Below are 24,901 nucleotides of genomic sequence, written 5' to 3'. Positions count from 1 at the left end.
GGGAATGAAAGATGGAAGGCAGTTTAACTATTGGTCAGCTAGCTAAAAGCGCAAACGTTACTTTGAGGACTTTACGATATTATGACAAAATCTCGTTGCTGAAACCATGTAAATACGATGAGAATGGGACTCGCCTATACAGTTATAAGGATTTAGATAAGCTCAAACAAATTCAATCATTAAAGTTTTTAGGACTGTCTTTAAAAGAAATTGACGATATATTAAAAAATAAAAACACTGATATAGAATACCTAAAAGAAACAATCTATTATAAAAAGCAAAAATGTATAGAGGAAATAGAAGAGATACAAAAAACCGTTGAAAAGTTAAATATGATGAACGCTGTTATTAACGGGAATAAAGAGATAGATGTAAGCATCTTTTGTTTTATCTTGTACTCTATGATTTGGGAAGAACAGCATTATGATGCTAATAAATTTGAGCTAATCAATCCAGAAGAACGCATAGAGATGAATAAGACGTATTTTAATTTGTTTTTAGAGCTAAAGCAATTAGTCAACAAAAAAATCCCATATCATTCACCGGAAACTCAAGACTTAATGAAAAAAATTCATGTCACCTTATCAGATACCTTATCACTTCAAATAGAAACGGTTAGACCATCAAGTGTAAATGATTTTGAGTTATACAATCCATTTACGGAAGAAGAAAAAGAATATTTAAAGAAAGCATATGAATTTGCTAGTAAAATGAACGGAAATTAGTTTACGAATTTTACAATCCACTCTTACAACTGGAGGGAATTGAATTTGTTACAAGAAATCTTTCAAACGGGATACTGTTCCCCCGCAAACAAGAGTAAGGGTGATCAGGATTCTCGACCCCATAAAAGGCGAAGTCAGCAATCCTACGCTACTAGAAAATGGTCAATTCAGAGTAGTAAGGCAAACTTCCATTACTTCAGAAGTCGAATGGTGTGTAGCTTATGCGGACTTTACCAACAATCAGTTGAAGGCATCTGTTTTCGATTTGAGTTTACCTGAACCGCATAACGAGATGGTAGCAACCACCGTTTACGCAGTTAATCCTTCTGTTGCAAAGTATAGGGGAAATTATCGCATCGCATATGGGGACGAAAATCGACTCAAATTCGCCTCTCGCGATCGAACTGGAATATGGATGGTTGAGGTTATTGATCCTGAAGGCGGTGGCCTGCCATGGCTGGTGTATGATGAAATCCCTGGCAATGCTCATATTGCCTATACGGTTGGAAAGACGTTGAAATATGCCAAGGGAACGGAATAATAAAAACACTTCTATTTCGTACCATGACCATTTTTGACGAGATTATTAATAATATAAATAACAAAAGAAAACATTGTTATTTATATAATACTCATAATTGTTGTAAAGTATCGTCGTTACACTGGATGAACCACTACACCAATACTTTTGTCATAATGGGAGGATTAGCAAATAGATTCCTCCCTAAGATTTTATGGGATAGGAAAAAGACTTCGTATTTTTGCTGCTATCAATGATACGACGAGGTTGGATATAGTCGAAAATGCACTTTATGACTATCTCGATAAAGAAGAGAATTAATCTATATTCGTTTGCGAAATAATGTATCCATTATCATAATAACTACTTTTAACCGGTAGTTTAGTAGAAAGTCATCCATTTGTCTAATTTAATGAGAATTAGGTAAGGGGTTCTCTTTTATAATGAACATTCGTTTGGACTTATAAAACTAATACGACTTAGAAACACAATATATTTGCCTAAAAATCTAGTTTATATCCGTAAGATTGTAGGAAAGTAAGATGCTTTCTATATTTCTTATTTACTGTATTTCTATCTTACTTTCTTACTATGTAAAATAGGAAGTTCTTAAAAATTCAGTTTGAACGGTTTATATACCTTAAAAATCTTAACTTTTTCGTTATACATTTTTACGATAAACTGTATTTACATTTATACAGATTCCTGTATTTACGTTTTTACAGGTCAATACACATAAATGTAGATACAGGTATACAGAAACCTGTGTTTTTATAAAAAAGAATCGCTCGAGCTTAAAGCGATTCTTTTTTCAAGGTAGGGGAGAGGAGACCACCTATTTTATCTCCACATATAAAAATGTTCGTGGACAAATCCTCAATCTCATCATTCCCGATATTATTGCTACTAGTTTCTTTTTGATAGTCTACCATGTTGTATCAAGAAATACATTCCTTGATTGTGCTATATGCTCTGACTCGATTTTCTCTTTTAATAATCGAAGGCTGATTCGAATATACCTTGAATGCAGTCATCCGGGATTGGCTAAAAAAGACCAGGAATGTCTACATCATAGAAACTCGTAAAAGGCTTCGTATTATTGCAGCTTTTAATGATACGATAATGTTGGCTGTAGTGGAAAAGCGCTCAATGAGTATTTAGATAAAGAAGACAAATAAACTGTATATACTCTAATACAGTTTTACAGTAATACATATTTAAATAATTCTTTAAAGAAGACCTAGAATAGAGCATAACTAACCTGCTTTTTTGTTATCTTAATATTTCTACATAGAAAAAAGAATCCGATTATCTTAAATATATTGATACAAAGAGAGAGTTTGTGATGAATTACACTTAAACTAAAGGGGCAGTTTAGTTCAATAAGGATACTACTATTAACGTTAAAATATATATAAAATTTCTTCTAAGAGAGGTAGTTTTTATGAAATTGGAAGATAGACAATTTGCTGTGAATGCACTCCGACAAATGTTTATTGGAAGCCAATTCGATGGGATTAAATTTGGTTTAAGTTCTCCAACAACATTTCTTTACTTTGTGCACTATTCAACTCATGAACCTGATTTATTATGGATAAACATTGATACAAAAAAGTGGTTTGTTTTTCCTTTTAATACCATTCCTAATTCTGAGAAAGAGTTGGAGGAACTTACAGAGGAAGAACAGTATAATTTACTTTACTCTATAAGAAGAGAACAAGTAATAGACATAAATTTGGGAGATGTTTCTCCTCATCTTTATATAAAATTTAAATTCTATCTCTAAAAATACTTTTTGAATTTAAGAAACACAAAAGAGCCTATTTTCTCTACAGCTTCTGAGAAAATAGGCTTGATTTTGTAACTTATGCTTTCAGCTAAATCAGCTAAACGATTTGCAAAGGCATTTTATTGAGCTTGTCCTTCCACTTCAAATCCCAGAACTATTACTGTCCCGTCATCTTTAATTTCAATTTGTTGACCTTCTTGAACTGCTTCCAAAAATTCGTCACCGAGCTGGTCGATGGCTACAATTTTTTTGCCGTTCCATACTTCTGCAAGGATGATTCCTGCAGCTGAAATAGAGTCAATATGATCTGCGTAAAGCATTGCTGCAGGGGCGATACCAACATCTGCTGCACATTGGAGAATCATGCCTCCTGTAGTAGAACCGATTGTTTTAGGTAAGCAAACGATTTTTTCGCCTATTTCTTTCTTATATAAATCTGGGTTGTTTTGGTCGTTACATATTGAACTTCCAGTCGTTAATCCTCTAAAAAACGTTGCTAATGTATTAAATCCTTGGCGAGTTACCACAGTCTCCCCTGTTAAATTACCTCCAAGTACTACTCTTCCTGTAAAAGTTTTCATGTTCTCTTCTTCCTCCTTAATAATTTTTACCGTTCACGATGATATTCAAGACTTCTTGATCCAAGAAGAAACGTGCTGTTGAATAAGTTCTCATCTTATTTGAATTCGTAATGATCGGGTTTTTGGAGTTTTCTGGGTTGTTCATATACATTACCGGACAAGTAAATGAAAGGCTAACCCCGTTGTTAATAAGCGTTTCATACGCTTTTTCGTCTTCTTTGAATTTGGAAATGACATCTGGTGCTGCACTTAAAATAGTTCTAATGGATACTTTCTCTTTACCAGCTTTCTTCAAAGTTAGGTCGATATTGTCGTTCCAAGTATAGATTTGATTTAATGAAAGGTGAGGGCATCCGATAAAGCAAAAAGCAGGTTCAGCGCTCATGTCATCCCATAATACTGGATAAGAAGCCATTACTTTATTTAGTTCTTCATCATCAATTACATATGTTTGATATCCTTCTACTAATAGATCTCTTCCTTGATCAACCGCTTCAGGAGTCACGTTTTCAATGTGGTAGAGTCCAACAGCGCCATTGGAAGCAGTGGCAGCACCCATATCCTTCAAAAAGTCTTTCATTGTGTTATTAAGCTCGTTACCTAATAATTTATCAAGACCAGTAATATAAGGAGTATCTTCAACTACCTTCATGCCAATAGCACTTCCAAGAAGCATCGGATTTGGAGTTTTTGACGTTTTTACTTCGACTAACCATTTAGCTTTTCTTCCTTCTTCTGTTAAAAAACCGAACTCAGGAGTTTTTCCTAAAATACCGCATAGTAATTCGATTATTCCTGAATTACGATTTGATTTTGCACCAATAACCGAGTTTGCAAATACAACGGCTGAAGACTCTGCCCAAGAAAGAACTTGTCCTCTTTCAGGAACATTTCCGACTTCTTTCATATAAGCAGCGCAAGAGAAAGCATCTTTATCTTTCAACCCTAATTTTTGCAACTGTTCTTCATATTGTTCTTGGTGTTGATATAAATCTAAAGAAACTTTTTTCGAGGCTTCTGTAGTTTCAATATTTTCAAAGTCAACCGGTCTTGGGTCAACAGTGAAAGGTTCTTTTGTTTTTAAACCCGCACCAATTAATTCATCCATCATGTTGAATACCGCGTCAAAGCCTGTCATACCGAAGGAAGTAACAACGTGAATAGGACCATCGATTGGAACTAAACGCTTTGCTCCAAATGCTTCTCCAAAAAGAACAATGGATTTAAGAACCTTTTGCATGGCTTCTCCTTGTTTGCCATCAAGAATATCTTTTTCTTCTTGCGTTAGTTGCATCTTGTAATTATTCATACTTATCTTCCCCTCTATATTAGTAAATACTTTATAAAAAAAGGACTTCCTGAATTCAATTGTACTCCTGACAATTTATACAATCTAATATATAATTAACTATAAATATATAGGTTTAAATAAATATAAGGTGTGAATCAAATAAGATGGAACTACTCCAATTGAAATATTTTCAGACAGTAGCATATATGGAACACATTTCTAAAGCAGCCAAAAAATTAAATATAGCGCAACCCTCATTAAGTCTGATGATTAAGCGATTGGAAGACGAAATGGGAACTCGATTATTTGATCGTAAAGGGAGAAATATTCAACTGAACGAATCAGGAAGGATTCTACTTAGACACGTAGATACAATTTTTGCTGAAATTGAAAATGCTAAAAGAGAGATACAGAATAGGGAAGATATTGCGCATGAAAAAATCATCATTTCGATTTCTAACCCCCGTTTCCTTTCAGGCATGTTGATGGAATATTTCAATCTACATCCTGATGCTTCAATACAGCAATCTCTTGGAACAAGGGAATCTATTAGTATCCAACTAAAAAAAGGAGAAATTGATTTAGGTATTGCGGGGCCACCAATTAAAGATGAAGCGATAGAAAGCTGTATCCTAATGGAAGAAGATATTGTATTAGTTATTCCTGAACATCATCATCTTGCCAGCAGAAAAGTTATCGACCTAAAGGAAGTATCTACGGAATTTTTCATATCATTAGCAGGATATGATGAGTACAAGAACACTGTAAATCAGCTGTATGAAACTGCAGGCTTCAATCCAAAATTCCTTTTTGAAGTGGACTATGACTTACTAATTGAAATGTTTCAGCTCCACAAATGTGTAGGGTTAATTCCGATTACCTTATGCGAGAAATATGGATTGAGCTATGTAAAAATTTCCGATCCAAAGGCTAAATTTACTGTCGGATTATCATGGGCTAAAGAAAAATTTCTTTCACAAAACGTAGAGGAGTTTAAGGAGTTTGTCCGGACGTATTATAGAAATAAATAACTTGTCATAGAATTTTGTGACACCTCCTTGAGAGTTTTGATAACGAGTTGAGTCCTTATTCAACTATAGGGTGCGTTAATTCAGAAGGGTTAACGCTATTTTACATAGAAGTTATTGTACTATAGGGGCAGGTAGCGAATAAGTATTTAATGAAAATCGGTTCATGTTCCAGACGGCCGCGGTAGTTAAATAAGGAGACCGACTAAATGTCGGTCTCCTTATTTCAATTTGTTAATGGTTGTATATAGTTCTATCGCGGAAGGAATCGCAGGGGATGAAAAAAGAAGAATTACTTGTTAAGGTTAAATTGATATGAACATAGGAGGTAAGGACAAAAATGACGACATTACTGGAAGAAATTAAAGCTTATAAAGAAGCATTTAAGCAAAAGGCTCCGGAGGAAAAGCAGAAATTAATGGCGCAAGCAACCAAAGAATTGGAAGAATCCGGAGTAGCACAGGGACTGAAAGAAGGAGATCAAGTACCGGATTTTAAGCTTCCGGACGCAACAGGAAATACGGTGTCCATTACTGAAGAGCTTTCGAAAGGCCCTGTAATCTTGACATTTTATCGAGGTGGCTGGTGTCCTTTCTGCAATCTTGAATTAAAAGCTTATCAAAGAGAATTGGATACCATCAAAAACGCTGGTGCAACGTTAATAGCCATCAGTCCAGAGATACCAGATGCATCCTTGTCCACTAAGGAAAAAAATGAGCTTGAATTCATTGTTCTCAGTGATGAAGGCAATAAAGTTGCTGAACAATTTAATTTGGTATTTAAAATGCCGGATTATTTAATTGAAGTATATAAGGACTTGGGATTAGACGTTGAAGGCCATAATGGAAATGACGCTTGGAAACTCCCGAAACCAGCTACATTTGTAATCGATCAATCAGGTAAGGTTGTATTTGCAGAAGTAGATTCGGACTACACAAAACGTGTAGAGCCGTCTGTAGTAATTGAAATTGTAAAAAACATCTAATACAACGCACCAGGAAAGGATAGGATTAAAAAGATGAATACTTTTCAAGCAATGGTATTGGATCAAGTGAATGATCAAACAAAATTAGAAATAAAACAATTAAGTATGGATGATCTGCCACAAGGGGAAGTGACCATTCGAGTTGCTTATTCTAGTGTGAATTTCAAGGACGGGTTAGTCGCCATTCAAAATCAGTTTGTAGAGACCTACCCTTTAGTACCAGGGATAGATCTAGCTGGAACGGTTATAGAGTCAAAAGATGAACAATTTAAAACAGGTGATGAAGTAATTGTGACAAGCTATCAATTAGGAACAGGACATTTTGGCGGATTTAGCGAGATTGCTCGTGTACCTGCAGAGTGGGTTGTTCCTCTACCTAAAGGATTATCTCTAAAAGAAGCCATGATTCTTGGAACAGCCGGGTTTACCGCAGCATTAGCCGTTCAAAGACTTGAAGATAATGAATTGGAACCTGGTCAGGGACCTGTTTTGGTAGCCGGTGCTACAGGTGGAGTCGGTAGTATTTCCGTAAATATCTTAGCTAAAAGAGGCTATGATGTTGTAGCCAGTACAGGCAAATCTAATGAGGAAGCATATTTGAAAGGATTAGGGGCCAAACAGATTATTAAACGTAATGAAATCATAGATACCGACCAAACGCCAATGCGTGAAGAAAAATGGGCTGGTGCTATCGACCCTGTAGGCGGGAAAACTCTCCAGTACATATTAAGTACATTGAAATATGGCGGATCTGTAGCTACATGTGGTTTAACAGGTGGGGTAGAAGTTTCTACAACCGTTCTTCCTTATATTTCAAGAGGTGTCAATTGGCTCGGTATTGACTCGGTCGAATGTCCAATGAAACAGCGTCTAAAAGTTTGGAATCGCCTAGGAGATGATTTGAAATCAACAATGTTACATGCAGATATGGTAAATGAAATCTCATTAAAAGAACTGCCGGAAGTATTAACTGATATTTTAGAAGGAAAAGTACGTGGCAGAACACTTGTTAAACTATAAAGGGAAACTACATTCAAGGGGGGGCCGGCGCATAAGATTGCAACTTGAATTACTTGACTTGCAATTTTGCGATGAACTTGCGAATGGCGGTACGTGTTAGTACTGCTATAGACGCTCGCGTCGTTAGTCGGCCTTTCCTCTCCACTGAATGTTCATTCCTCAGACTTGAAGTTTCTCTTGCAGAAATTCGATCCATTTTTGGGTGGCAAGGGAAACATAGCTGTTTTTTGACCAGGCAATACCAATTTCCCAATGTACCTCAGGTTCGACAAGTGGTAGAACATGTATCCCTTTTTCTTTAACCATAATTTTGATCAGGGAACTTTGAGGTAAGATGGCAATACCTAAATTATATGAAACGAGTTCTAAGATAAATTTCCATTGGGAAGTCTCACTTATAATTTCGGGAGTAAAGCCTAAACGATTGGTTTCCCACATAATCATGTCGTTTACGGTGAAACCTTCCCGCAGCATGATGAATTTTTCATCCTTTAAATCCGCCCATTTCACCTTCTCCCTGCTTGCAAGCGCATTGTCTTGGTGGACTAAAAGTCTAAGGTCGCCTTTTAAAAATGGGAACGATTCAAATTCTTCATTAGCAGGAAGATTCATCAGACATAAATCAAGGTCTCCCTGTAGCAGTGCGTTCTTTAAATTTTCTGCACTGTCCTCGATAAATGTAATATATATTTCCGGATAGCAATGATAAAATTCTGCGGTAATCCGGGTCAGAATTTCAGTCCCTACCGATGTGAAGATCCCCATTTTGATTTCACCTTTCAGCCCATTTTTAATATCATCCAATTCCTCTTCAAAATGAATCAATGTAGTGGAGAGTCTCTGACTGAGTTGAAATAGTAAACGGCCAGCATCCGTTAGTTCAAATTTGCGTGTCGTACGGATCAATAATTTTGTACCAAGCTCCTTTTCCAGTTCTTTGACCACATTACTAATCGTGGGTTGTGATATAAATAATGATTCAGCAGCTTTTGAGAAACTCCCATGTTTTACGATTTCTGAGAAATATTGAATTTGACGTAATTCCATCATGACACCTCATTTATAGATTTAATAAATAAATGTTATAAAATATATCTATTTTTTAATATAAGCATAACTCATTTATAATGAAAGGTGGAGTTTTAGATAACAATAACAACTAATACATGTAGTTAAGAATGGGAGATAGAAGAATGGATTTTAAAAAAGAAGCATTAGTAGGAACGTGGAGTCTAGTTTCCTACCATGTGACAGACGATCAAGGGAACAAAACTTATCCAATGGGGGAGGATTGCTCTGGATTTATTATGTATCATCCTGACGGCTATATGTCCGCACAGATGATGCAGCAAGGTAGACCAGCATATGCATCTGGATCTCTTCATACTGGAACGCAAGAAGAAATGGCAGCAGCTGCTGAGGGTTACCTGGCATACTGCGGACCATACGAGGTAGATGAAGAAAAGCAAATTGTGACACACCATATGTCTGTCAGCATGAATCCGACCTGGCTAGGCGATACACAACCTCGCTATGTGAAGTTAAAAGAGGATGATACGATTGAAATCAGCAGCCCGCCAATTATTGTTGATGGAAAAGAACAACAAACAACATTAGTATGGAAACGGACAAAATAAATAAATTAAGACGGTTGTTATGAGGCAAATGGAATCTTTTCTTTAGCCTAGGGAATAGAAAAACGATATATGTTTTGGCTTAACAACCGACAATGAATTGGAGGAGACAGGATGACTACACAAAAAGAGCGGACAGTTATCGTAACAGGTGCAGCCCAGGGAATTGGATACGCAATTGCAAAATCCTTTGTTGAAAATGGTGATTTTGTTGCAATTTTTGATTTGAATCTGGACGCTGCAGAAAAAGCATCGAAGGAATTAGGTAATGCTAAAGGCTATTCCGTGAATGTTGCAGATGAAGAGCAAGTGAAAGGCGCAATCAATGAACTTATCGATGAACGGGGTTCATTGGATGTTGTCGTGAATAATGCCGGGCTTCAGTTCATCTCTCCTGTGGAAGACTTTCCATTAGAAAAATGGAATCTATTATTGGATGTCATTTTGACTGGAACGTTTCTAGTAACCAAACATGCATTGCCTCAGATGAAACAACAACAAAAAGGCCGTATCATTAATATTTCATCTGCTCACGGCAGAATCCCGGATGCTTACAAATCTGCGTATGTAGCTGCGAAATTCGGTGTTGTCGGTTTTACACAAACAGCGGCGTTAGAGACAGCGCAAGATGGAATCACTGTGAATGCCATCATGCCAGGACCTGTGCGTACGGAATTAGTAGAAAAGCAATTACCTAATCTGGCTGAACAAGATGGTACAACCGTAGAGGAGGCGTTAAACCATCATATCCTTGGGAAACAATGGATGAAACGTCTACTTGAGCCTTCTGAAATTGGGGCTACTGCTGTATTCTTAGCCTCAGATGGGGCAGCCGCAATTACCGGGGAAAGCGTCGGCGTCACAGGCGGTATGTAATAATTGATGCACGGTAGGATATCAAAAAGAGATTTTCAATGGGGCAGGAGGAATAAATATGAAAGCAATCACAGTTAAACAACCAGGCGGAGCAGAACAATTACAAGTTGTTGAGCATGAAAAACCAACAACCAAGGACGGGGAATTATTAATTAAAGTAGAGGCAGCAGCTGTTAACCGAACAGATATCGTTACTAGACAAAATGGATCTAGTTACATGAAAAACCCAATTCTCGGTGTCGAAGTTGCTGGAGTTGTTGCAGAAGCGGGAGCAGGTGCAAAAACAGCGGTCGGTACACGAGTGATGGGACTTGTGCATGGTGGCGGTTATGCAGAATACGCTGTCATGCCGGATGAGTGGGCAATGAAGATTCCAGAAAATCTATCATTTGAAGAAGCTGCTGCTATTCCTGAAGTGTTTTTGACTGCTTATCAAACGTTATTTTGGATCGGTCAATTACGTCCTGATGAAACCGTGTTGATTCATGCGGGTGGCAGTGGGGTCGGAACAGCGGCGATTCAGCTTGCCAAACAAATTGGACAAGCGAATGTCATCACGACAGCCGGTTCCAAAGAAAAATTAGACTTTTGCAGGTCTCTAGGTGCAGATATTGGTATCAATTATAAAGAACAAATCTTTGACGAGGAAGTATTGAAGGCAACCAATGATCAAGGAGTCGATTTGATTCTTGATTTTATTGGAGCTTCCTACTGGAATAAAAACCTTACCAGTATAAAAGTAGACGGGCGTTGGGTGTTGATCGGAGTTTTAGGTGGTGCGGAAATAGAAGGGTTCAATTTAATGGATGTCATCGGAAAACGAATTCAACTGACCGGAACCTTACTGACTCCAAGAAGTGATGAATATAAATCAGCACTCACAAAAGAATTCTATTCTAAGACCCTGGAGCTCTTTACTGATAACAAGCTTAAACCAATTGTTGATCATGTCTTCCCTCTTGATCAAGTTCAACAAGCGCATGAACATATGGAGAACAACAAAAATATCGGAAAGATCATATTGAAGATGAATTAACAGCTATTCATATTGAAAGGCTGAACCAAAAGTTTCCATAAAACTTCTGGTTCAGTCTTCGTTTTAGTTATACGTATCATCTTACAATGCTTTTACACTCACAGTTTTAATGTGAAGTTTGTCCGCCATCAACTGTAAATACTTGCATATTACAGAAACGAGCTTCATCAGAGGATAAATAGAGTACCATAGATGCAATGTCTTCTGGTTTAGCTGCAATACCCATTGGGACGTTTGCGATCACTTCAGCCCATTTTTCAGGAACGTCTTTCCATACCTGTGTCAATTAGGTGTTTCAGTTAAACCTGGTGCTACCGTATTGACACAGATTCCATCTCTGGCATGGTCAAATCCTGCAGATTTAGACATACCGACAACCGCGTGTTTTGCAGTTACATATGGTCCCATTACAGGATCCGCAATAAGCCCTGCAATAGATGCTGTATTTACAATGGTGCCTCCGCCGTTTTTAAGCATATGCTGCAGTTCATACTTCATACAGAGGAATACGCCTTTTACGTCTACAGCAATGACTTTATCAAAATCTTCTTCTGGAATATCCGCAAACTTATTTTGTTGGCTTAACACCCCCGCATTATTGAATGCATGGTCTATTCTGCCGTACTTTTCCACTGTTTGATTTACGAATGCTTGGACATCTTCTGATGAAGCCACATTCGTTTTAACGAAAATTGCCTCTCCACCCATTTCTTCGATTAAATGCAGTTGTTCCGACAGCTGTTGATACAGATATGATGAAACGTATCGAATCGAATACAAACCCAGAAGATGCAGCTGCTGCTAAAAAAGCAATTGAAGCTTCTATTCCGATGGGTCACTATTCTACTCCAGAAGAGATTGCAGATTTAATGGTGTTCTTATCTTCTGATAAAGCCTCCTTCATTTCTGGTTCTTATTATCGAATTGATGGTGGCCAATCTTCTACTTCCGCATAACTGATTAGAAATTCAATATTGAAATGTACCTCGAATAATGGATAATATATAAAAATTCCATTATTCGGGGTTTCTGTGTTCAACTTTAAGAAACCCAAAGAATGTGTAAGAGAACGGCGAAAAAATTACGAACAGTTTAGGAAATGGGCTTTCTTTGGGCATCACTTTTTATCTGATTTCGTTTTTCGCTCAAATTTATCGTTTAAAATTTTTTGAACCTATTTTTACTTTTATGGAACTTATATTTATCTCTCCCACACTTATATTTAAGATTATTTGTAAGGAAATTCATATTTAAGTCCGTAAGAATGTAAGATACTTTCTATATTGCTTGTTTACTATATTTCTATCTTACTAAGTTAAATAGGAAGTTCTTTAAAATTCTGTTGTACGGGCTTATAAACTTTGTAGATCATAACTTCTCCGTTATACTTTCTTACATTTTTACAATTAACTGTATTTACGTATTTACATATTTACATATACCTGTATTATTGTCTTTACAGCTCGATACATTTGATATTACTAAATTTATAATAGCTCTAGCTCTAATCTAAAAGGGTGCCTGTTACTACTGGCACCCTTAAAATTATTTTGCTGTTTTTTTCATTTTATTTGCACTAAAGATTTTTAAAAAAATGACCTATCTTGGATTTACCGATTTAAGCCATAATTTTTTCCAATAAACGGGTGCTTACATGTCCGTTTGAAAAATCTTCATCCTGCAAAACTTGTTTTAAAAATGGGATTGTTGTATGGATTCCTTCAATCATAAATTCATCTAAAGCGGTTAACATTCGCCGAATGGCATGTTCGCGTGATTCTCCATGAACAATGACCTTTGCAATCATCGAATCATAAAAGACAGGGACCGTATATCCTTGATAACAATGAGTATCTACCCTTATTCCTGGCCCCTGAGGGATTTCCCATTTGGTAATTAAGCCTGGAGTTGGCCGGAACCCCTCCTCCGGTGCTTCCGCATTAATTCGGCACTCGATCGAATGACCGATAAATCGAATGTCGGATTGAGTAAATCGCAGTTTTGCACCGTTAGCTACATGAATTTGTTCCTGAATTAAATCGATCCCTGTAATGGTTTCTGTTACCGGGTGTTCCACTTGAATTCTAGTATTCATTTCAAGGAAATAGAATTTTTCTTCATCCTGGTCGACGATAAACTCAACCGTGCCAGCACTTTCATAGGAAATATTTTCAGCAAGCTTTACAGCTGCATTGCGAATATCCTGGCGCAGCTCTTCGGAAATCATCGGCGCCATGGCCTCTTCAACGAGTTTTTGATGACGGCGCTGTGTCGAACAATCCCGTTCACCTAAATGAATTACATTCCCATACTGATCTCCAAGGACTTGTACTTCAATGTGCCGTGCATTGGCAATATATTTTTCGACATACATGGTCCCGTCTCCGAAAGCAGCCTTCGCTTCTGCTGATGCAGATTCAAAAACAGTTTTCACCTGTTCATTGTCGGTGATAATCTTCATTCCACGGCCGCCGCCTCCGGCTGATGCTTTCAACATGACCGGCAATCCTATTTTATCAATCATCTGAATCACTTCTTCATAAGAAGACACTTTTTCTGAACCTGGAAGAACTGGGACATCACTTTCTTGAGCAATGGCGCGGGCGACTAATTTGTTCCCCATTTTCAAAATATGATCTGGCTTGGGTCCTACATATACAAGATTATTTTCAGTACAAGCTTCAGCTAATTCCGGTACTTCCGATAAAAATCCGTATCCTGGATGAATCGCATCCGCTCCAACTGCTAAGGCAGTTGTGATAATGATTGGAATGTTCAAATAACTCTTCGCAGCATTTGCTGGGCCGATGACAACTGTTCGATCCGCCAATTTGGCTCCTAAACTATTTTGATCTGCTTCAGATACAGCAAGAATCGTTTCAATTCCCATCACCTTACATGTGCGAATAATTCGGACTGCAATTTCGCCACGATTAATAATAAAAATTTTTGAAATACTCATTTTGAATTCTTCCTCCCCATTTCCTCTTTGTTTGAAAGGTTAAAGATCCATTAGTGGTGGAAAAAAGCTCCTTCTTTGATGATGGGTTTATTTTTGTTTTACAGAGAATAGAGGTTGTCCGTATTCAACGAGTTGAGCATCTTCAACATGGATTTCAACAATCTCCCCTGCGACACCTGATAATATAGCACTGTATACTTTCATAATCTCGATTAACCCAACTGTCGTATCCTCTTCGACACGATCGCCTACCTTAACATATGGGGCCGCGCCTGGTTCTGGTTGTGAATAGAATAAACCTGTTGTTGTTGCCTTAATTGTGACAACACCTTTTTTTACTGGAGTTGGTTTATCAAGTACTGCTTCCGGAGTTGGTTGTTCAACTGTTGCAGCTGCTGCTTCTTGTTGAGTTACTTGTACGGATTCAGGTTTTGCAAGGTTTAATTCAGTGACTTTTCCATTATTGTTGCTTGCTTCAACCGATTCTGTAACGCCATTTTCTCCAATCACAATTTTCAGATCTTGATTCTCCAGCTTTAAATAATTGAAAGGGGACCCCTCTAATTTCTCAATAAGGGTTGTTAGATTTTCCACATCTTGCTTATTAATAATACTTAGCAGATTTTTGCTCATTTTTCTTCCTCCTCAATTTAAAATAAGATGTATATTTTTTATTTATTTGTTAAAAGCAGTGAACCTTGGTGGCCTTGTATTTGAACATGTTTAATAGTCGATTGTTTGCTGAAACGATCTAATAGTTCTAGTAAAGGGGTGGAAGCTGAGAAATATTTCTTATGCGGTCCTGCTTTCCGCATCTCTTCAATATCTTTTGTTCCTTTCATAATATATCGAAGCATGAACTCCTCATCTGAAAGGGTTGGACCGCCAAATTGCTCTTTCAATTTCTTAACTGGAACATCTTCAACTGGCTCATAGTGCAATTCTTTTGCACGAGGTAAACTTAAGAATTTATCTTTTAAATTTTGATCCATCATTAAATAACCTGAATCTTCGCTATACACACCAGCAGCTAATTGAATTAATTCATCAATGACAACTTTATAACGTTCCCCAGTAGCGATATTGATGGCTGCTTGTGTCACCATGAATTGTGAATATGGTGTAATCATCACCGGATAACCTAGTTCTGCACGAACTCGTATTGATTCTTCAATGACTTCATCGACTCTATTTTGAAGATTCAAAGATTTTAACTGATGGCTTAGATTAGAAATTACACCGCCAGGTACTTGATGAATATATTGTGAGTAATCATACTCAAGAGGTGCACCAATTGGTAAATCTTCTTGTTTGGCAATATTCATAAGACGATCTGAAATCTTTTGTATACGTTCCAAATCTAAGTCATGTTCTAAATTTAAATATTTTGCATTGGAAACGGTTGTAAAAACGGAGGGTTGACCTGAACCATTTGCCAATGGCGGAATCCCTGTATGTAGTGTACGAACCCCCATTTTCATTGCTTCAACATACAGCTCATCTGCAAGTCCCGTTGTACAATGAGTGTGGAATTCAACTGGGATTCCATTTGAATTTTCTATAATAATTGGTAATAGCGTTCTGAGACGTTCAACTGTTAACAAACCAGCTGCATCTTTAAAATAAATGACATCTGGCTCATTCTTTACCACTTCTTGCGTTTTCTTCACAAAGTATTCATCCGTATGTCTTGGAGAGATACTGTAAGCGATGGCATGGGCGATTTCCATTCCTTTACTGCGTAAATAAGGCAGAAACCACGGGAAATCTGTTTTTAAATTTCCAAAAATATTAGCCATGGTCTGTACGCGGTTAATTGCACCCCGTTCAATTAATAAATCATAGAACAGCTTGGAAACAGATGGTGGAGTTTCTAATAGCTCAAAAAGAACAAGGCCTGGTTCACCCATAAATGCTTTTTTCGCATTCGGCATTTTCTCCCCAACTATTTCTGCTAACAAATAGGGATCTTCTTTTAATTCACGGATGATTTTTTTAAAATTGTAAGGCATTAATGGAACTTCTACTACGTGAAACCCTGCTTGATCAAGATCTTCTGCAACCGCTTCTACCATGCCCGTTCGCGATTCAGATGCCCAGATACTTTGGGTTCCATCCCTTAGTGTTGTATCTACAAATTGCAAATCCTTAGCCATTATTTTCCCCCTTAATGAACGTTTTTTTAAGCGTTTTCATTTCGAAATTAAAATGGAAACAAGAAAAATTCCTTGTCGACGTTCTGGTTTTTTCAATTGAAAGAGGATAGGGAATAATTATTTGATTTTAAGTAATCAGAATTTTAAAGGCGGGTATTCCCTATACGTATAGATGAACCATTGATAGTTATTTTATTTCTACTTAATTTGTTCTATATAACTCCAATCATCTTTTTTCTGGATACCTCTAATTTAATTGATCCAAATTTTTAAGTCATCCTAGTAGTGTAATCGTTATCTATTTTGGCAAATAATAAAAGCTCTCTTTCCTAAATCCCTCCTTATCCCATAGAAAGTTATTGTTCTGATAAGGTATAATTTTATAAAGCGGAATATACATTCCGTATTATAATCTATAATATTCGCTTCCAGTAACATAGTCAAACATTTTTTTTAACATCGGTACTTTTTGCTTTATAATAAAAGCCGTAAGTACTCGGTTAAATTACTTATGATGAAGGGAAATAAATGAAAAATATGAATAGTGAATTTATCATTTCTTCCAGAAGAAAAGATGCCAATAAAAATGCTGCTAAAATCCTTGAAGCAGCTAAAAAAATATTTGCTCTTAAAGGCTACGAAACCACGATTGAAGAAGTTGCATTAGAGGCACAGGTAGGGGTTGGAACAGTATATCGGCGATTTAATAATAAGCATCAATTAGCAAATGCCGTTGCTTATGAAGTCATTTCAGAAATTTATGAAGAGCAGGAAGATATTTTGAAATCCAATCAATCAACAGTAGAGAAGTTTAAGAAGGCATTTGCTTGCTATGCAAAAATCACTGCAAAATATGGGGAGATTCATCCCATGATTGTAGATTTATTAGTCACGGAGCGAGGTGAGGAAGAGTTTAAAGCATCCTTTTTAACAGGATTAAAGAATCTATACGCTGAGATTATAACGAATGGGCAAAATGAAAACATTTTTAGGCAGGGCGATCCAAGGTTGTATGAAATTTTTCTCCAAAATATGATAAATCCTCAAATGGTCAAAAAGATATCTGAAATTATTCCATTAGAAGAAACACCAGGTTTCTTAGCTGATTTGGCTCTCAATGGACTATTGAAAAAAAAATAATAGAAGCATTGGTTTTGTCTATGAGGTGTCCTGTCAGTGACCATGCTTTAAGTGAATGAACGTAAACCTCAACTAAACTACACTTGCAGCAGATGGGAATTAGTTAATTTGTATCTCAATAGTTAACAGGATATGGCAGAATCCTATCAGCCTGCATGCCGCAACACAGGACAAGTGGGGTTCACGCAGGCCTCAGCTTTGTCAGTTCTAATTATATTTATCGTATTTTTTAAAACCAAAGATCATTTAAATGGTTGTGCCTCATTGATTGTTTACTTTATTGGAAAGTTTAACACTAGCCTCTTTAATGGTTTGGACATTGTTCTGTATTTGGGTTTTAGTACCTATCATTTCGAGTGCTGCAAGGGTTTCATTTTGTTTGTTTTTTATTGGTACAGCTATCGTTGTGATTCCTATGTGGTGATCGTCGTTACTTTGAATATAACCATTGGTTTGCAGCTCATAGCGAAGTTTTGAAACAATGGATGGATCCTTAATCAATGTCATGATATCCGTATCGTTTTTACTTACTAACAATACTTTCCCTGCACTGGTGCTTAGAAAAGGAGATTGCTTTCCAATGTAACAAAACTTGCTGAAAAGGGGATTATCTACTTCAATAGCATTTAGATAAAAGGCAGCTTCTTGAAAGATAATAGCCAATGAAGCTGATAAATTTGTACGTAATACAATTTCTTCTAAGATGTCCTGAGATAGATGAAATAAGTCCATTTCTTTTCTGATCGTAGATTCTAATGCGCGAATAGAAATACCTAGTCTGTATTTTTTGGAAAGGGTATCTTTTACTACAAATCCGTCTGACCGCAACGTTGTTAATAAACGATGTACAGTACTTGGGGCAATCGATAGTTTTTCAGCTAGTTCGTTTAGATTATACTCTGGTTTTTCAACAGAGAAGGTATTCATTAGTCTAAGTGCATTTTCCAGCGATGAAAACCTTTTTCTCTCCATTTACTACCCTTCAACTCCTTTTATATAACCAAGTTTTTCAGAGATTAGGTTACTGCAATGTAACAAATCATTTAAATGAATCGAGAAGCTGATTTTGTTGTTGCGTCCTGTGATGCTGATTGCTGCAATAACTTCTTCAGAGTAATCAAATATAGGCACAGCAATACTCGTAAACCCATCTGATAATTCATCGGTACTTTGTGCATAACCTTTTTGTACGATCATATTTAAATCGTTTTTTAATTCATCGATTGTCTGGACGGTTTTGGAGGCAAATTGTTCGAAGCCCTGATCCTTTATTTTTTTTAATAATTCCTGTTGTACAGGTTCTGGCTTATAGGCTAATAATACTTTTCCGCAGCCCGTACAATAGGCAGGATTTCGTTTTCCAACATGTGAAGCCAGACGGGAAGAATGTAAGCTTTCGAATTTATCAAGATACAAGACATTTGTTTCTTCTAATACCCCTATATGAACATTTTCGTCGTACTTTTCTGCTAGTTTCATTAAAATGGGCCTAGCCTCTTTATGGATCTCCATGGTCGTCGTCAATACACCGGATAATCTGACAATTGTTAAGCCAAGTCGATATTTTTTAGACACAGGATTCTTTTCTAAATAACCATATTCCGTTAAAGTGCTGAGCAGCCTTTTCGTATGACTGATATTTAATGACTTTTCTTTTGCCAGTTCAGTTAAACTCCATTCCGGTGAGTTGACAGTAAAAAGTTGTAATAGCTGCATCGCATTCTTAACGGTATGGATGATATATTTTTCATTTACAGTATTCACTTTATGTATAATGTATTTTTCATCCATAGCAATCGTCTCCCTCCATACTAGATGACAAATTTTGTGAATAAATTTTTTAGTCCGCTATACGAGAAGTAGTCTTATATCATGCGGAAGTTCAGTTGGATTGAATCTATTCTAACAAAATATTTCCCGTTTTTTCATCCATTTGAAAAATTATTCTTTTTAAAGTATTGTCACATAACAGAATTATAGTATTTATATATGACCAAATATTGTGATAATATGAGTACAAGTTTTAATTAGTTGACAATCGGAAAAGGGGGATGGAAAGTTTATAGAAAAAATGAATGGCAGACCTAAGAACAATTGAGGAGAAATAACACATATAATTGTTACCGTTTACAATTAGTGTTCATGCTAAGAGGAAAGGTGAAACTTCTTGACCAAGATTACGTAAGGGGCTTTTTATAAGATAAATTCTATGAATCAATCAATTGAAAGCGCTGTTATTAAAAGTATTTTGCCCTTTACATTCACCCGGCTTAAAGTCGTTGCCTAATATTCAGGGAGCGATCAGATGAAATCATATTAAAAAATTTAAAAGGTGGGACTATTATGGAAAAATTAATTATCACGGTAGCTTCAACAGGAGATTTCGCAACGAAGGATCATACGCCTTACTTGCCTACAACACCAGAGGAAATTGCTGAATCTATTTATGAATCATGGAAAGCGGGTGCTGCCATTGCACATATCCACGTCAGAGACGACGAGGGGATCCCAACACTTGATCAAGCTAAATATATTGAAGTCGTAAAACGGCTGGAAGAGATGAACTGTGATATTATTATCAATTTTACTACAGCCGGTGGAGAACTTAAAGATGTAACAAAACGCTTTCCGATTGTTGAACTACAGCCTGAAATTGCCTCCTATGATGCGGGATCTTTCAATATAGGGCCAAATGTATTCATTCATACTCCGGCAATGCTGGAGCAATTGGCTGAGAAAATGTTGGAAAATAACGTGAAACCGGAACTGGAAGTGTTTGATGTTGGCATGATTCATAATGCACTAAGAGTGGCCGAAAAAGGCCTTATTAAACCACCATTCTTTTTCCAATTTGTTTTAGGAGCAAAAGGTGGAATACCTGCTACGCCAGAGAATCTGATGTTTATGAAAAATAATATTCCTGAAGGTTCAATCTGGTCAGCTATCGGAGCAAGTAAAGATCAATTAATGATTAATACAATGTCCATTCTGCTTGGTGGACATGTTCGTGTAGGGATGGAAGATGCTGTTTATTACAGGAAGGGTGAACTAGCTACATCGAATGCCCAATTTGTTAAGAGAATTGTAGAATTGGCTAACATACTAGGGAGAGAAGTGGCAACACCTGATGAGGCTAGAGAAATTATTGGCTTGAAAGTAAAGAAAGCCGCACAGACAAAATAAGGGAATCTTCTCAGCAAGTAGGATGATAAAGGATAGAGGAGTGTTGAAGAATGATCACCGAGTACCAGTTTAAAGTAAGGTGGGGGGATACCGATGCTGCGGGAATTGTGTTTTACCCAAACTTTTATAAGTGGATGGATGAAGCAACACATGAATATTTCACCGCGATCGGATTCCCAACCTCTGCTTTATACACAGAGCAGCAAATCGCCACTCCATTACTTGAGGCGAATTGCCAATTTAAGAGTCCGCTATTATTTGAAGATCACGTAACCGTCCGTAGTTCAGTTGTAGAATTGCGTAAAAAAGTGTTCAAAATCAGCCATCAATTTGTAAAAGATGAAGAAACCGTAGCAGAAGGCTATGAAGTTCGTGCTTGGACATCATTTAAAGAAAAGGCTAAGGCTTGCCCGATACCGGAGCATGTCAGGGATAAAATGATGCCTGGACATGCTGATGCCATTAAAAGCTGAAGGAAAAAAGACAGCCAAAAGAAAACATAATTAGTTATCTGGATCATCCGATTGTCATTCTTTAGAATAAAAGGATGTCCAAAAGAAAATGAAGGGCATCCTTTTTAAAATAGAATAGAATTTTAATTGATTTAGATAGATGGTACGAGCCAAATGAAGCAGAAATTTAAGAAGGGGGCATTTTTATGAAGATCATGAACTCATTTAAAGAAGCCGTTCAAGATATTAAGGATGGTTCTACATTAGTTGTTGGCGGCTTTGGTCTATGCGGGATTCCTGAAAAAGCGATTGCGGCTCTTAGGGAACAAGGAACAAAAGATTTGACGGTTGTCAGCAATAACTGCGGAGTGGATGATTGGGGACTTGGCCTGTTATTGGATAAAACAACCAGGCGGAGCAGAACAATTACAAATTGGGGAACATGTAAAACCAGCCCCAAAAGACGGAGAATTATTAGTCAAAGTAATGGCAGCTGCTGTTAATCGAACTGATATTGTGAATAGGGAAAGCAGTTCGGGATATTTGCACAATCCTATTTTAGGTGTTGAAGTAGCAGGAATTGTTGAAGAAGCGGGCGCAGGTGCAGAAATAGCAACTGGCACGAAAGTTATGGGACTTGTGAATGGAGGCGGTTATGCTAGTGGTTCTTTTTCGAAGTTTAGTGTGATAGTTTTACTTAGATTAACACTCACTGCAGTTTCAACGTTAACTAATTCTGTAGATGGTATAGAATCCGCTTCTATACTTATCATTTGTCCTGTCACGGAATCTAAATAACACCAACTATAACCACCTTGTCTTGTCTTAACTATTTCTTCGCCAAAAGTAATTGTTAGTGAAGGTGGTTTCTCGTTTTGGGTCAAATTAACTTCTTGAGATTTTCATTTGAAGCATCATCTTGCTCTGGGTTGCTTTCATTTGAATTACTACAAGCCACTAAAGCAAAAATCATAAAACCCACACTAGTTAAATAAATTTTTTTCAAAATATCACCTCTTTAAAAACGTTAATTTTATATTAAAGTTTCAAAATCCTTATTAAACTAAACTGCCAGTTAATTTAAGTGTAATTATTCACAAATTACATCTTTTTTATTTGAATGCTATAAATTTAGAGATAAAAACATAACGACAGCTACATGCTTATTTCCAGGTTTTTTTCTTTTGATTTACTCATTTCGTTAATAGGTTTCTCCTTTTCATTCTCTTTGTCATGCTGCTTATTTAACTTCCTTTCCATGTCCTGAAACTTTTTCAACTCTTGTTCTAATTTTTTAGGGTTCCTTTGTATAGCATAGATTGCTTTATTAATCTGTTCCGTTTTTATCTTTCCTATTTTTTGATTCAGTTTATACTCTAATCGATTCACTTGGTCCAATGCACTTATATTTCCCTTTGGACTGTGCTCAAGATGTACTCTTAGGGCATCTATCTTATTTTTTGTTTCGACAACTTTTAATACATAATAGCTCGGGTTCTTTTTTAAAACATCTATGGATTTCAATAAATCTTTCTCTTTTCTTTTATTTAAAGCATTGTCAATTTTTCGTTCGACACGATGAATCTTTTCTATTTCAGTTTTATATTTGATGGGGTTTTGATTTAATTCCTGTTTTAATTCATTTAGCTTATCTTTGGTAGAAATAAGTTTTTTAAGCGATAAGGTATTTGATCGAACTCTTTTCTCGTTGCTTTGCTCAGTTGTAGTTTTCATATCTTTTGATAGGGTGGGGGTTCCTTGTTGTCTGGATGGAGAATAATTTTGAACTTTGTTTAACAAATCTTCTATTATTTCATAGAGTTGTTATTCACATGATTTTTTTTATCCATTTTATATCTCCTTATTTAGTTTAATCAAAAAGCGATATATTAAGTAAAGCTCGATATGATATAAACTCTCTTGTGGTTTTAAACATGTTATATAATTGTATAAAAAGTTTAACAATTATCCTTTTTTGGGTATATATCACTAACTAATAAAAGGGGTAAAGGTCATGTTGAAGCATAAAGATATTACTATGTTTAAGATAGATTTAATTAAATTGATAGCTGAATACAAAAGGTGTGAAATGACTGAGATAAAAGAACAAATTAAACAAGAAATCGATATTCTGGTAGACATACTTGGTGAGCATAAGTAAACTGAAGAAGATATTTAAACAAATATCTTTTCTACTAGCATTGCTATCTCCTTCCATCCCATTCTCTCAAATGCCTTTTGCATCAATTCACCGTTCCTTTACTTTAATACAATGCAGGATATTTAGATGCAATAAGGACAACCCATTAAATACTGAATATCAATTCATCCCCTAAAATTAAGTAGCAAGGAATTCTATTATTTATATTTAAGAGGTTTGTTTGTATTAATGTAATTTGCAAAGATATTAAAAAGCTCTTCGCGTTCTTCTATGGATAGATGTTCCAGTTCAAAGTATTTTTCTGCTAATGCATCCGTTTGAATTAATCGATGTGCTCGTTTTTTACGCTCTTTCTCTTTGGCCAGTTGCTCAATATATCTTCTTTATCGTCCTTCTTTGAGTTTCTAGCAATGGTCATTGATGGGCCCGATTATAGGTGCTAACCATATTAGTGCTTTCGTGTCCATTATTGGTGGTGCTGCCAAAAAACAGATCGTCATATGGCAATTAATAAGCATTTTTTTGTGGGGCATAGGTACAGGGGTAATATTAACTTTTGGCATTGATCTTTATCATTTTGTTAAATGAATTAATTTTATTTAAGCTACTTTACGGTAGATTGTTATTTGAGTAATAGATTTATTATAGTAATAAAACAGTAGAACCCTCGGAAACGAAAATTCTTTGGAATTCTCCTTCGACTTCCATTAATCTCCATATAGTTGGATAAACAAAGGTTGGTTTATCTACGATTAATGAGTTTCAAAAAATTCAGGATGGCGGGGAATAGGTATCAATATAATTTTAGTCTTTCTTATTGAGTAGGGAAGTAATGGTTGTAAAACCCACTAACATGAGGATATGTAGTGGGTTTCTAATATATAGAGGACTTATAGGTTTAAAACATCCCATTCCTATTAGGTGAATCCTTAGGTACCGCTTGCCCTACATCCCAAAGCTCAACAATTTTTCCTTCTTCAAACCGAAAGATATGTACAACTGCGCCTCCTAGATCATCATGGTTCTGCTTCACATGGGAATGAACTGCAACCGTATCATTCTCTTGTATAGCAAGTTTGACATCCATGATCTTGTTAGGGTTTTGGGCAGCACTTTCTAACATCCCGTTCATGAGTGAATCTGCATCACCTTTGAAATAAGGATTGTGATGGCGAAAATCAGCACTTACGTAATTCTGATAGGCTTCTTGAACCTTTCCAGATGCTACTAGCTTCAAAAAAGACATTGCTTTGTCTTTGAGAGGTAACTGTTCTTCTTTGTTCATTACTATCATCCTTTCTTCCTTTTAAGGTTACTTGAAGTATAAAGGATAGGCAACTCGATGACAAAATTTTAACAATT

At 36.4% G+C, this 24,901-nt stretch carries 28 protein-coding genes and 1 pseudogene; 16 read left to right on the top strand and 13 right to left on the bottom strand.

Annotated features, from left to right (window positions below):
* The first annotated feature begins 11 nt into the window (after window positions 1-11).
* The 3 genes from D8M04_RS12805 (at window position 12) to D8M04_RS12795 (ending at window position 3,031) form a co-directional block, all read left to right on the top strand.
* Window positions 12-725, top strand: coding sequence for a MerR family transcriptional regulator (locus D8M04_RS12805; RefSeq protein ID WP_121523586.1), 714 nt, complete (start codon window positions 12-14; stop codon window positions 723-725).
* A 265-nt stretch (window positions 726-990) separates the two neighbouring features.
* The gene (locus D8M04_RS19930) at window positions 991-1,266 is read left to right on the top strand and encodes a hypothetical protein (protein WP_147436808.1); all 276 of its coding nucleotides are present in this window, start codon (window positions 991-993) and stop codon (window positions 1,264-1,266) included.
* Between the two features lie 1,423 nt (window positions 1,267-2,689).
* A complete protein-coding gene (locus D8M04_RS12795; protein ID WP_121523582.1) occupies window positions 2,690-3,031 on the top strand; it encodes a hypothetical protein in 342 nt (113 codons plus the stop codon).
* Between the two features lie 122 nt (window positions 3,032-3,153).
* Here the strand turns inward: D8M04_RS12795 and D8M04_RS12790 are convergent, their stop codons facing one another.
* Together D8M04_RS12790 and D8M04_RS12785 are read right to left on the bottom strand one after the other, a co-directional pair.
* Window positions 3,154-3,615: an aconitase X swivel domain-containing protein gene (locus D8M04_RS12790; protein ID WP_121523580.1), complete on the bottom strand. Its 462-nt coding sequence runs from the start codon at window positions 3,613-3,615 to the stop codon at window positions 3,154-3,156.
* Window positions 3,616-3,631: 16 nt separating this feature from the next.
* On the bottom strand, window positions 3,632-4,924 hold the full coding sequence (locus D8M04_RS12785; protein ID WP_121523578.1) for an aconitase X: 1,293 nt from the start codon (window positions 4,922-4,924) through the stop codon (window positions 3,632-3,634).
* Window positions 4,925-5,085: 161 nt separating this feature from the next.
* On the opposite strand from D8M04_RS12785, the gene D8M04_RS12780 reads away from it, so the two are divergent.
* From D8M04_RS12780 to D8M04_RS12770, 3 genes are all read left to right on the top strand, one after another.
* Complete coding sequence (locus tag D8M04_RS12780; RefSeq protein WP_246001237.1) at window positions 5,086-5,937, top strand: LysR family transcriptional regulator; 852 nt, start codon at window positions 5,086-5,088, stop codon at window positions 5,935-5,937.
* A 337-nt stretch (window positions 5,938-6,274) separates the two neighbouring features.
* A complete protein-coding gene (locus tag D8M04_RS12775) occupies window positions 6,275-6,919 on the top strand; it encodes a peroxiredoxin-like family protein (protein WP_121523574.1) in 645 nt (214 codons plus the stop codon).
* A 33-nt stretch (window positions 6,920-6,952) separates the two neighbouring features.
* A complete protein-coding gene (locus D8M04_RS12770) occupies window positions 6,953-7,939 on the top strand; it encodes an acrylyl-CoA reductase family protein (protein WP_121523572.1) in 987 nt (328 codons plus the stop codon).
* A 159-nt stretch (window positions 7,940-8,098) separates the two neighbouring features.
* On the opposite strand, the gene D8M04_RS12765 is transcribed toward D8M04_RS12770, so the two are convergent.
* Window positions 8,099-8,986, bottom strand: a complete 888-nt coding sequence (locus tag D8M04_RS12765; protein ID WP_222928589.1) for a LysR family transcriptional regulator — start codon at window positions 8,984-8,986, stop codon at window positions 8,099-8,101.
* Between the two features lie 146 nt (window positions 8,987-9,132).
* Between D8M04_RS12765 and D8M04_RS12760 the strand changes: the two genes are divergently transcribed.
* The 3 genes from D8M04_RS12760 to D8M04_RS12750 all read left to right on the top strand — a co-directional run bounded on the left by D8M04_RS12760 (window position 9,133) and on the right by D8M04_RS12750 (window position 11,485).
* Window positions 9,133-9,576: a lipocalin-like domain-containing protein gene (locus D8M04_RS12760; RefSeq protein ID WP_121523568.1), complete on the top strand. Its 444-nt coding sequence runs from the start codon at window positions 9,133-9,135 to the stop codon at window positions 9,574-9,576.
* Window positions 9,577-9,687: 111 nt separating this feature from the next.
* Window positions 9,688-10,449 carry a 3-hydroxybutyrate dehydrogenase gene (locus D8M04_RS12755; protein WP_121523566.1) on the top strand — a complete coding sequence of 254 codons (762 nt, stop codon included), beginning with the start codon at window positions 9,688-9,690 and terminating at the stop codon, window positions 10,447-10,449.
* 58 nt (window positions 10,450-10,507) lie between these two features.
* Window positions 10,508-11,485, top strand: coding sequence for an NAD(P)H-quinone oxidoreductase (locus D8M04_RS12750; protein WP_121523564.1), 978 nt, complete (start codon window positions 10,508-10,510; stop codon window positions 11,483-11,485).
* 106 nt (window positions 11,486-11,591) lie between these two features.
* Here D8M04_RS12750 and D8M04_RS20580 read toward each other — a convergent pair whose 3' ends face one another.
* Together D8M04_RS20580 and D8M04_RS20450 are read right to left on the bottom strand one after the other, a co-directional pair.
* A complete protein-coding gene (locus D8M04_RS20580; RefSeq protein ID WP_121523562.1) occupies window positions 11,592-11,771 on the bottom strand; it encodes an SDR family oxidoreductase in 180 nt (59 codons plus the stop codon).
* The gene (locus tag D8M04_RS20450) at window positions 11,768-12,193 is read right to left on the bottom strand and encodes an SDR family NAD(P)-dependent oxidoreductase (RefSeq protein WP_281277128.1); all 426 of its coding nucleotides are present in this window, start codon (window positions 12,191-12,193) and stop codon (window positions 11,768-11,770) included. The genes D8M04_RS20580 and D8M04_RS20450 overlap by 4 nt, the downstream gene beginning before the upstream one ends.
* Between D8M04_RS20450 and D8M04_RS12735 the strand changes: the two genes are divergently transcribed.
* Window positions 12,178-12,441: an SDR family oxidoreductase gene (locus D8M04_RS12735; protein WP_281277127.1), complete on the top strand. Its 264-nt coding sequence runs from the start codon at window positions 12,178-12,180 to the stop codon at window positions 12,439-12,441. The genes D8M04_RS20450 and D8M04_RS12735 overlap by 16 nt on opposite strands.
* A gap of 662 nt (window positions 12,442-13,103) precedes the next feature.
* Here D8M04_RS12735 and accC read toward each other — a convergent pair.
* The 3 genes from accC to D8M04_RS12720 form a co-directional block, all read right to left on the bottom strand.
* Window positions 13,104-14,447 carry an acetyl-CoA carboxylase biotin carboxylase subunit gene (gene accC / locus D8M04_RS12730; RefSeq protein WP_121523558.1) on the bottom strand — a complete coding sequence of 448 codons (1,344 nt, stop codon included), beginning with the start codon at window positions 14,445-14,447 and terminating at the stop codon, window positions 13,104-13,106.
* A gap of 87 nt (window positions 14,448-14,534) precedes the next feature.
* The gene (locus D8M04_RS20575; RefSeq protein WP_121523556.1) at window positions 14,535-15,080 is read right to left on the bottom strand and encodes an acetyl-CoA carboxylase biotin carboxyl carrier protein; all 546 of its coding nucleotides are present in this window, start codon (window positions 15,078-15,080) and stop codon (window positions 14,535-14,537) included.
* A 38-nt stretch (window positions 15,081-15,118) separates the two neighbouring features.
* Window positions 15,119-16,603, bottom strand: a complete 1,485-nt coding sequence (locus tag D8M04_RS12720) for a hypothetical protein (protein WP_121523554.1) — start codon at window positions 16,601-16,603, stop codon at window positions 15,119-15,121.
* Between the two features lie 528 nt (window positions 16,604-17,131).
* Here D8M04_RS12720 and D8M04_RS12715 point away from each other — a divergent pair.
* Entirely contained in the window at window positions 17,132-17,743 is a 612-nt protein-coding gene (locus D8M04_RS12715) for a TetR/AcrR family transcriptional regulator (protein WP_121523552.1), read from the top strand.
* A gap of 261 nt (window positions 17,744-18,004) precedes the next feature.
* Here the strand turns inward: D8M04_RS12715 and D8M04_RS12710 are convergent, their stop codons facing one another.
* The gene (locus D8M04_RS12710) at window positions 18,005-18,715 is read right to left on the bottom strand and encodes an IclR family transcriptional regulator (RefSeq protein WP_121523550.1); all 711 of its coding nucleotides are present in this window, start codon (window positions 18,713-18,715) and stop codon (window positions 18,005-18,007) included.
* 3 nt (window positions 18,716-18,718) lie between these two features.
* Window positions 18,719-19,534, bottom strand: a complete 816-nt coding sequence (locus D8M04_RS12705; protein WP_121523548.1) for an IclR family transcriptional regulator — start codon at window positions 19,532-19,534, stop codon at window positions 18,719-18,721.
* A gap of 552 nt (window positions 19,535-20,086) precedes the next feature.
* On the opposite strand from D8M04_RS12705, the gene D8M04_RS12700 reads away from it, so the two are divergent.
* The 4 genes and pseudogenes from D8M04_RS12700 to D8M04_RS12685 all read left to right on the top strand — a co-directional run bounded on the left by D8M04_RS12700 (window position 20,087) and on the right by D8M04_RS12685 (window position 22,176).
* Window positions 20,087-20,926, top strand: a complete 840-nt coding sequence (locus D8M04_RS12700) for a beta-keto acid cleavage family enzyme (RefSeq protein WP_121523546.1) — start codon at window positions 20,087-20,089, stop codon at window positions 20,924-20,926.
* A gap of 53 nt (window positions 20,927-20,979) precedes the next feature.
* Window positions 20,980-21,399: an acyl-CoA thioesterase gene (locus tag D8M04_RS12695; RefSeq protein ID WP_121523953.1), complete on the top strand. Its 420-nt coding sequence runs from the start codon at window positions 20,980-20,982 to the stop codon at window positions 21,397-21,399.
* A 185-nt stretch (window positions 21,400-21,584) separates the two neighbouring features.
* A pseudogene (locus D8M04_RS12690) lies at window positions 21,585-21,776 on the top strand (CoA-transferase); the annotation flags it as partial.
* A gap of 88 nt (window positions 21,777-21,864) precedes the next feature.
* Complete coding sequence (locus D8M04_RS12685; protein WP_246001236.1) at window positions 21,865-22,176, top strand: alcohol dehydrogenase catalytic domain-containing protein; 312 nt, start codon at window positions 21,865-21,867, stop codon at window positions 22,174-22,176.
* Between the two features lie 82 nt (window positions 22,177-22,258).
* On the opposite strand, the gene D8M04_RS20570 is transcribed toward D8M04_RS12685, so the two are convergent.
* Together D8M04_RS20570 and D8M04_RS12680 are read right to left on the bottom strand one after the other, a co-directional pair.
* Window positions 22,259-22,384 (bottom strand): hypothetical protein, encoded by a 126-nt coding sequence (locus D8M04_RS20570; RefSeq protein ID WP_281277126.1) that lies wholly within the window; start codon window positions 22,382-22,384, stop codon window positions 22,259-22,261.
* A 149-nt stretch (window positions 22,385-22,533) separates the two neighbouring features.
* Window positions 22,534-23,178, bottom strand: a complete 645-nt coding sequence (locus tag D8M04_RS12680) for a hypothetical protein (RefSeq protein ID WP_158595126.1) — start codon at window positions 23,176-23,178, stop codon at window positions 22,534-22,536.
* A 214-nt stretch (window positions 23,179-23,392) separates the two neighbouring features.
* Between D8M04_RS12680 and D8M04_RS20030 the strand changes: the two genes are divergently transcribed.
* Window positions 23,393-23,539 carry a hypothetical protein gene (locus tag D8M04_RS20030; RefSeq protein ID WP_158595125.1) on the top strand — a complete coding sequence of 49 codons (147 nt, stop codon included), beginning with the start codon at window positions 23,393-23,395 and terminating at the stop codon, window positions 23,537-23,539.
* An 898-nt stretch (window positions 23,540-24,437) separates the two neighbouring features.
* On the opposite strand, the gene D8M04_RS12670 is transcribed toward D8M04_RS20030, so the two are convergent.
* Window positions 24,438-24,824, bottom strand: a complete 387-nt coding sequence (locus D8M04_RS12670) for a nuclear transport factor 2 family protein (RefSeq protein ID WP_121523951.1) — start codon at window positions 24,822-24,824, stop codon at window positions 24,438-24,440.
* Window positions 24,825-24,901 lie beyond the last annotated feature (77 nt).

The sequence above is a fragment of the Oceanobacillus piezotolerans genome, from assembly GCF_003665065.1.
Classification (GTDB): Bacteria; Bacillota; Bacilli; order Bacillales; family Amphibacillaceae; genus Oceanobacillus; species Oceanobacillus piezotolerans.
Note: the sequence above shows the minus strand (reverse complement) of the source record. Positions and strands in the feature narration are given on the sequence as shown.

What these genes read in the sequence shown, in the direction of transcription:
- D8M04_RS12705 (WP_121523548.1), bottom strand. Translation starts at nt 19,534, where the DNA reads ATGGATGAAAAATACATTATACATAAAGTGAATACTGTAAATGAAAAA.
- accC (WP_121523558.1), bottom strand. Translation starts at nt 14,447, where the DNA reads ATGAGTATTTCAAAAATTTTTATTATTAATCGTGGCGAAATTGCAGTC.
- D8M04_RS20575 (WP_121523556.1), bottom strand. Translation starts at nt 15,080, where the DNA reads ATGAGCAAAAATCTGCTAAGTATTATTAATAAGCAAGATGTGGAAAAT.
- D8M04_RS12795 (WP_121523582.1), top strand. Translation starts at nt 2,690, where the DNA reads ATGAAATTGGAAGATAGACAATTTGCTGTGAATGCACTCCGACAAATG.
- D8M04_RS12715 (WP_121523552.1), top strand. Translation starts at nt 17,132, where the DNA reads ATGAAAAATATGAATAGTGAATTTATCATTTCTTCCAGAAGAAAAGAT.
- D8M04_RS20450 (WP_281277128.1), bottom strand. Translation starts at nt 12,193, where the DNA reads ATGGGTGGAGAGGCAATTTTCGTTAAAACGAATGTGGCTTCATCAGAA.
- D8M04_RS12765 (WP_222928589.1), bottom strand. Translation starts at nt 8,986, where the DNA reads ATGGAATTACGTCAAATTCAATATTTCTCAGAAATCGTAAAACATGGG.
- D8M04_RS12785 (WP_121523578.1), bottom strand. Translation starts at nt 4,924, where the DNA reads ATGAATAATTACAAGATGCAACTAACGCAAGAAGAAAAAGATATTCTT.
- D8M04_RS12775 (WP_121523574.1), top strand. Translation starts at nt 6,275, where the DNA reads ATGACGACATTACTGGAAGAAATTAAAGCTTATAAAGAAGCATTTAAG.
- D8M04_RS12670 (WP_121523951.1), bottom strand. Translation starts at nt 24,824, where the DNA reads ATGAACAAAGAAGAACAGTTACCTCTCAAAGACAAAGCAATGTCTTTT.
- D8M04_RS20030 (WP_158595125.1), top strand. Translation starts at nt 23,393, where the DNA reads ATGTTGAAGCATAAAGATATTACTATGTTTAAGATAGATTTAATTAAA.
- D8M04_RS12770 (WP_121523572.1), top strand. Translation starts at nt 6,953, where the DNA reads ATGAATACTTTTCAAGCAATGGTATTGGATCAAGTGAATGATCAAACA.
- D8M04_RS12700 (WP_121523546.1), top strand. Translation starts at nt 20,087, where the DNA reads ATGGAAAAATTAATTATCACGGTAGCTTCAACAGGAGATTTCGCAACG.
- D8M04_RS12750 (WP_121523564.1), top strand. Translation starts at nt 10,508, where the DNA reads ATGAAAGCAATCACAGTTAAACAACCAGGCGGAGCAGAACAATTACAA.
- D8M04_RS12805 (WP_121523586.1), top strand. Translation starts at nt 12, where the DNA reads ATGGAAGGCAGTTTAACTATTGGTCAGCTAGCTAAAAGCGCAAACGTT.
- D8M04_RS12790 (WP_121523580.1), bottom strand. Translation starts at nt 3,615, where the DNA reads ATGAAAACTTTTACAGGAAGAGTAGTACTTGGAGGTAATTTAACAGGG.
- D8M04_RS12685 (WP_246001236.1), top strand. Translation starts at nt 21,865, where the DNA reads ATGGCAGCTGCTGTTAATCGAACTGATATTGTGAATAGGGAAAGCAGT.
- D8M04_RS12720 (WP_121523554.1), bottom strand. Translation starts at nt 16,603, where the DNA reads ATGGCTAAGGATTTGCAATTTGTAGATACAACACTAAGGGATGGAACC.
- D8M04_RS12755 (WP_121523566.1), top strand. Translation starts at nt 9,688, where the DNA reads ATGACTACACAAAAAGAGCGGACAGTTATCGTAACAGGTGCAGCCCAG.
- D8M04_RS12760 (WP_121523568.1), top strand. Translation starts at nt 9,133, where the DNA reads ATGGATTTTAAAAAAGAAGCATTAGTAGGAACGTGGAGTCTAGTTTCC.
- D8M04_RS12710 (WP_121523550.1), bottom strand. Translation starts at nt 18,715, where the DNA reads ATGGAGAGAAAAAGGTTTTCATCGCTGGAAAATGCACTTAGACTAATG.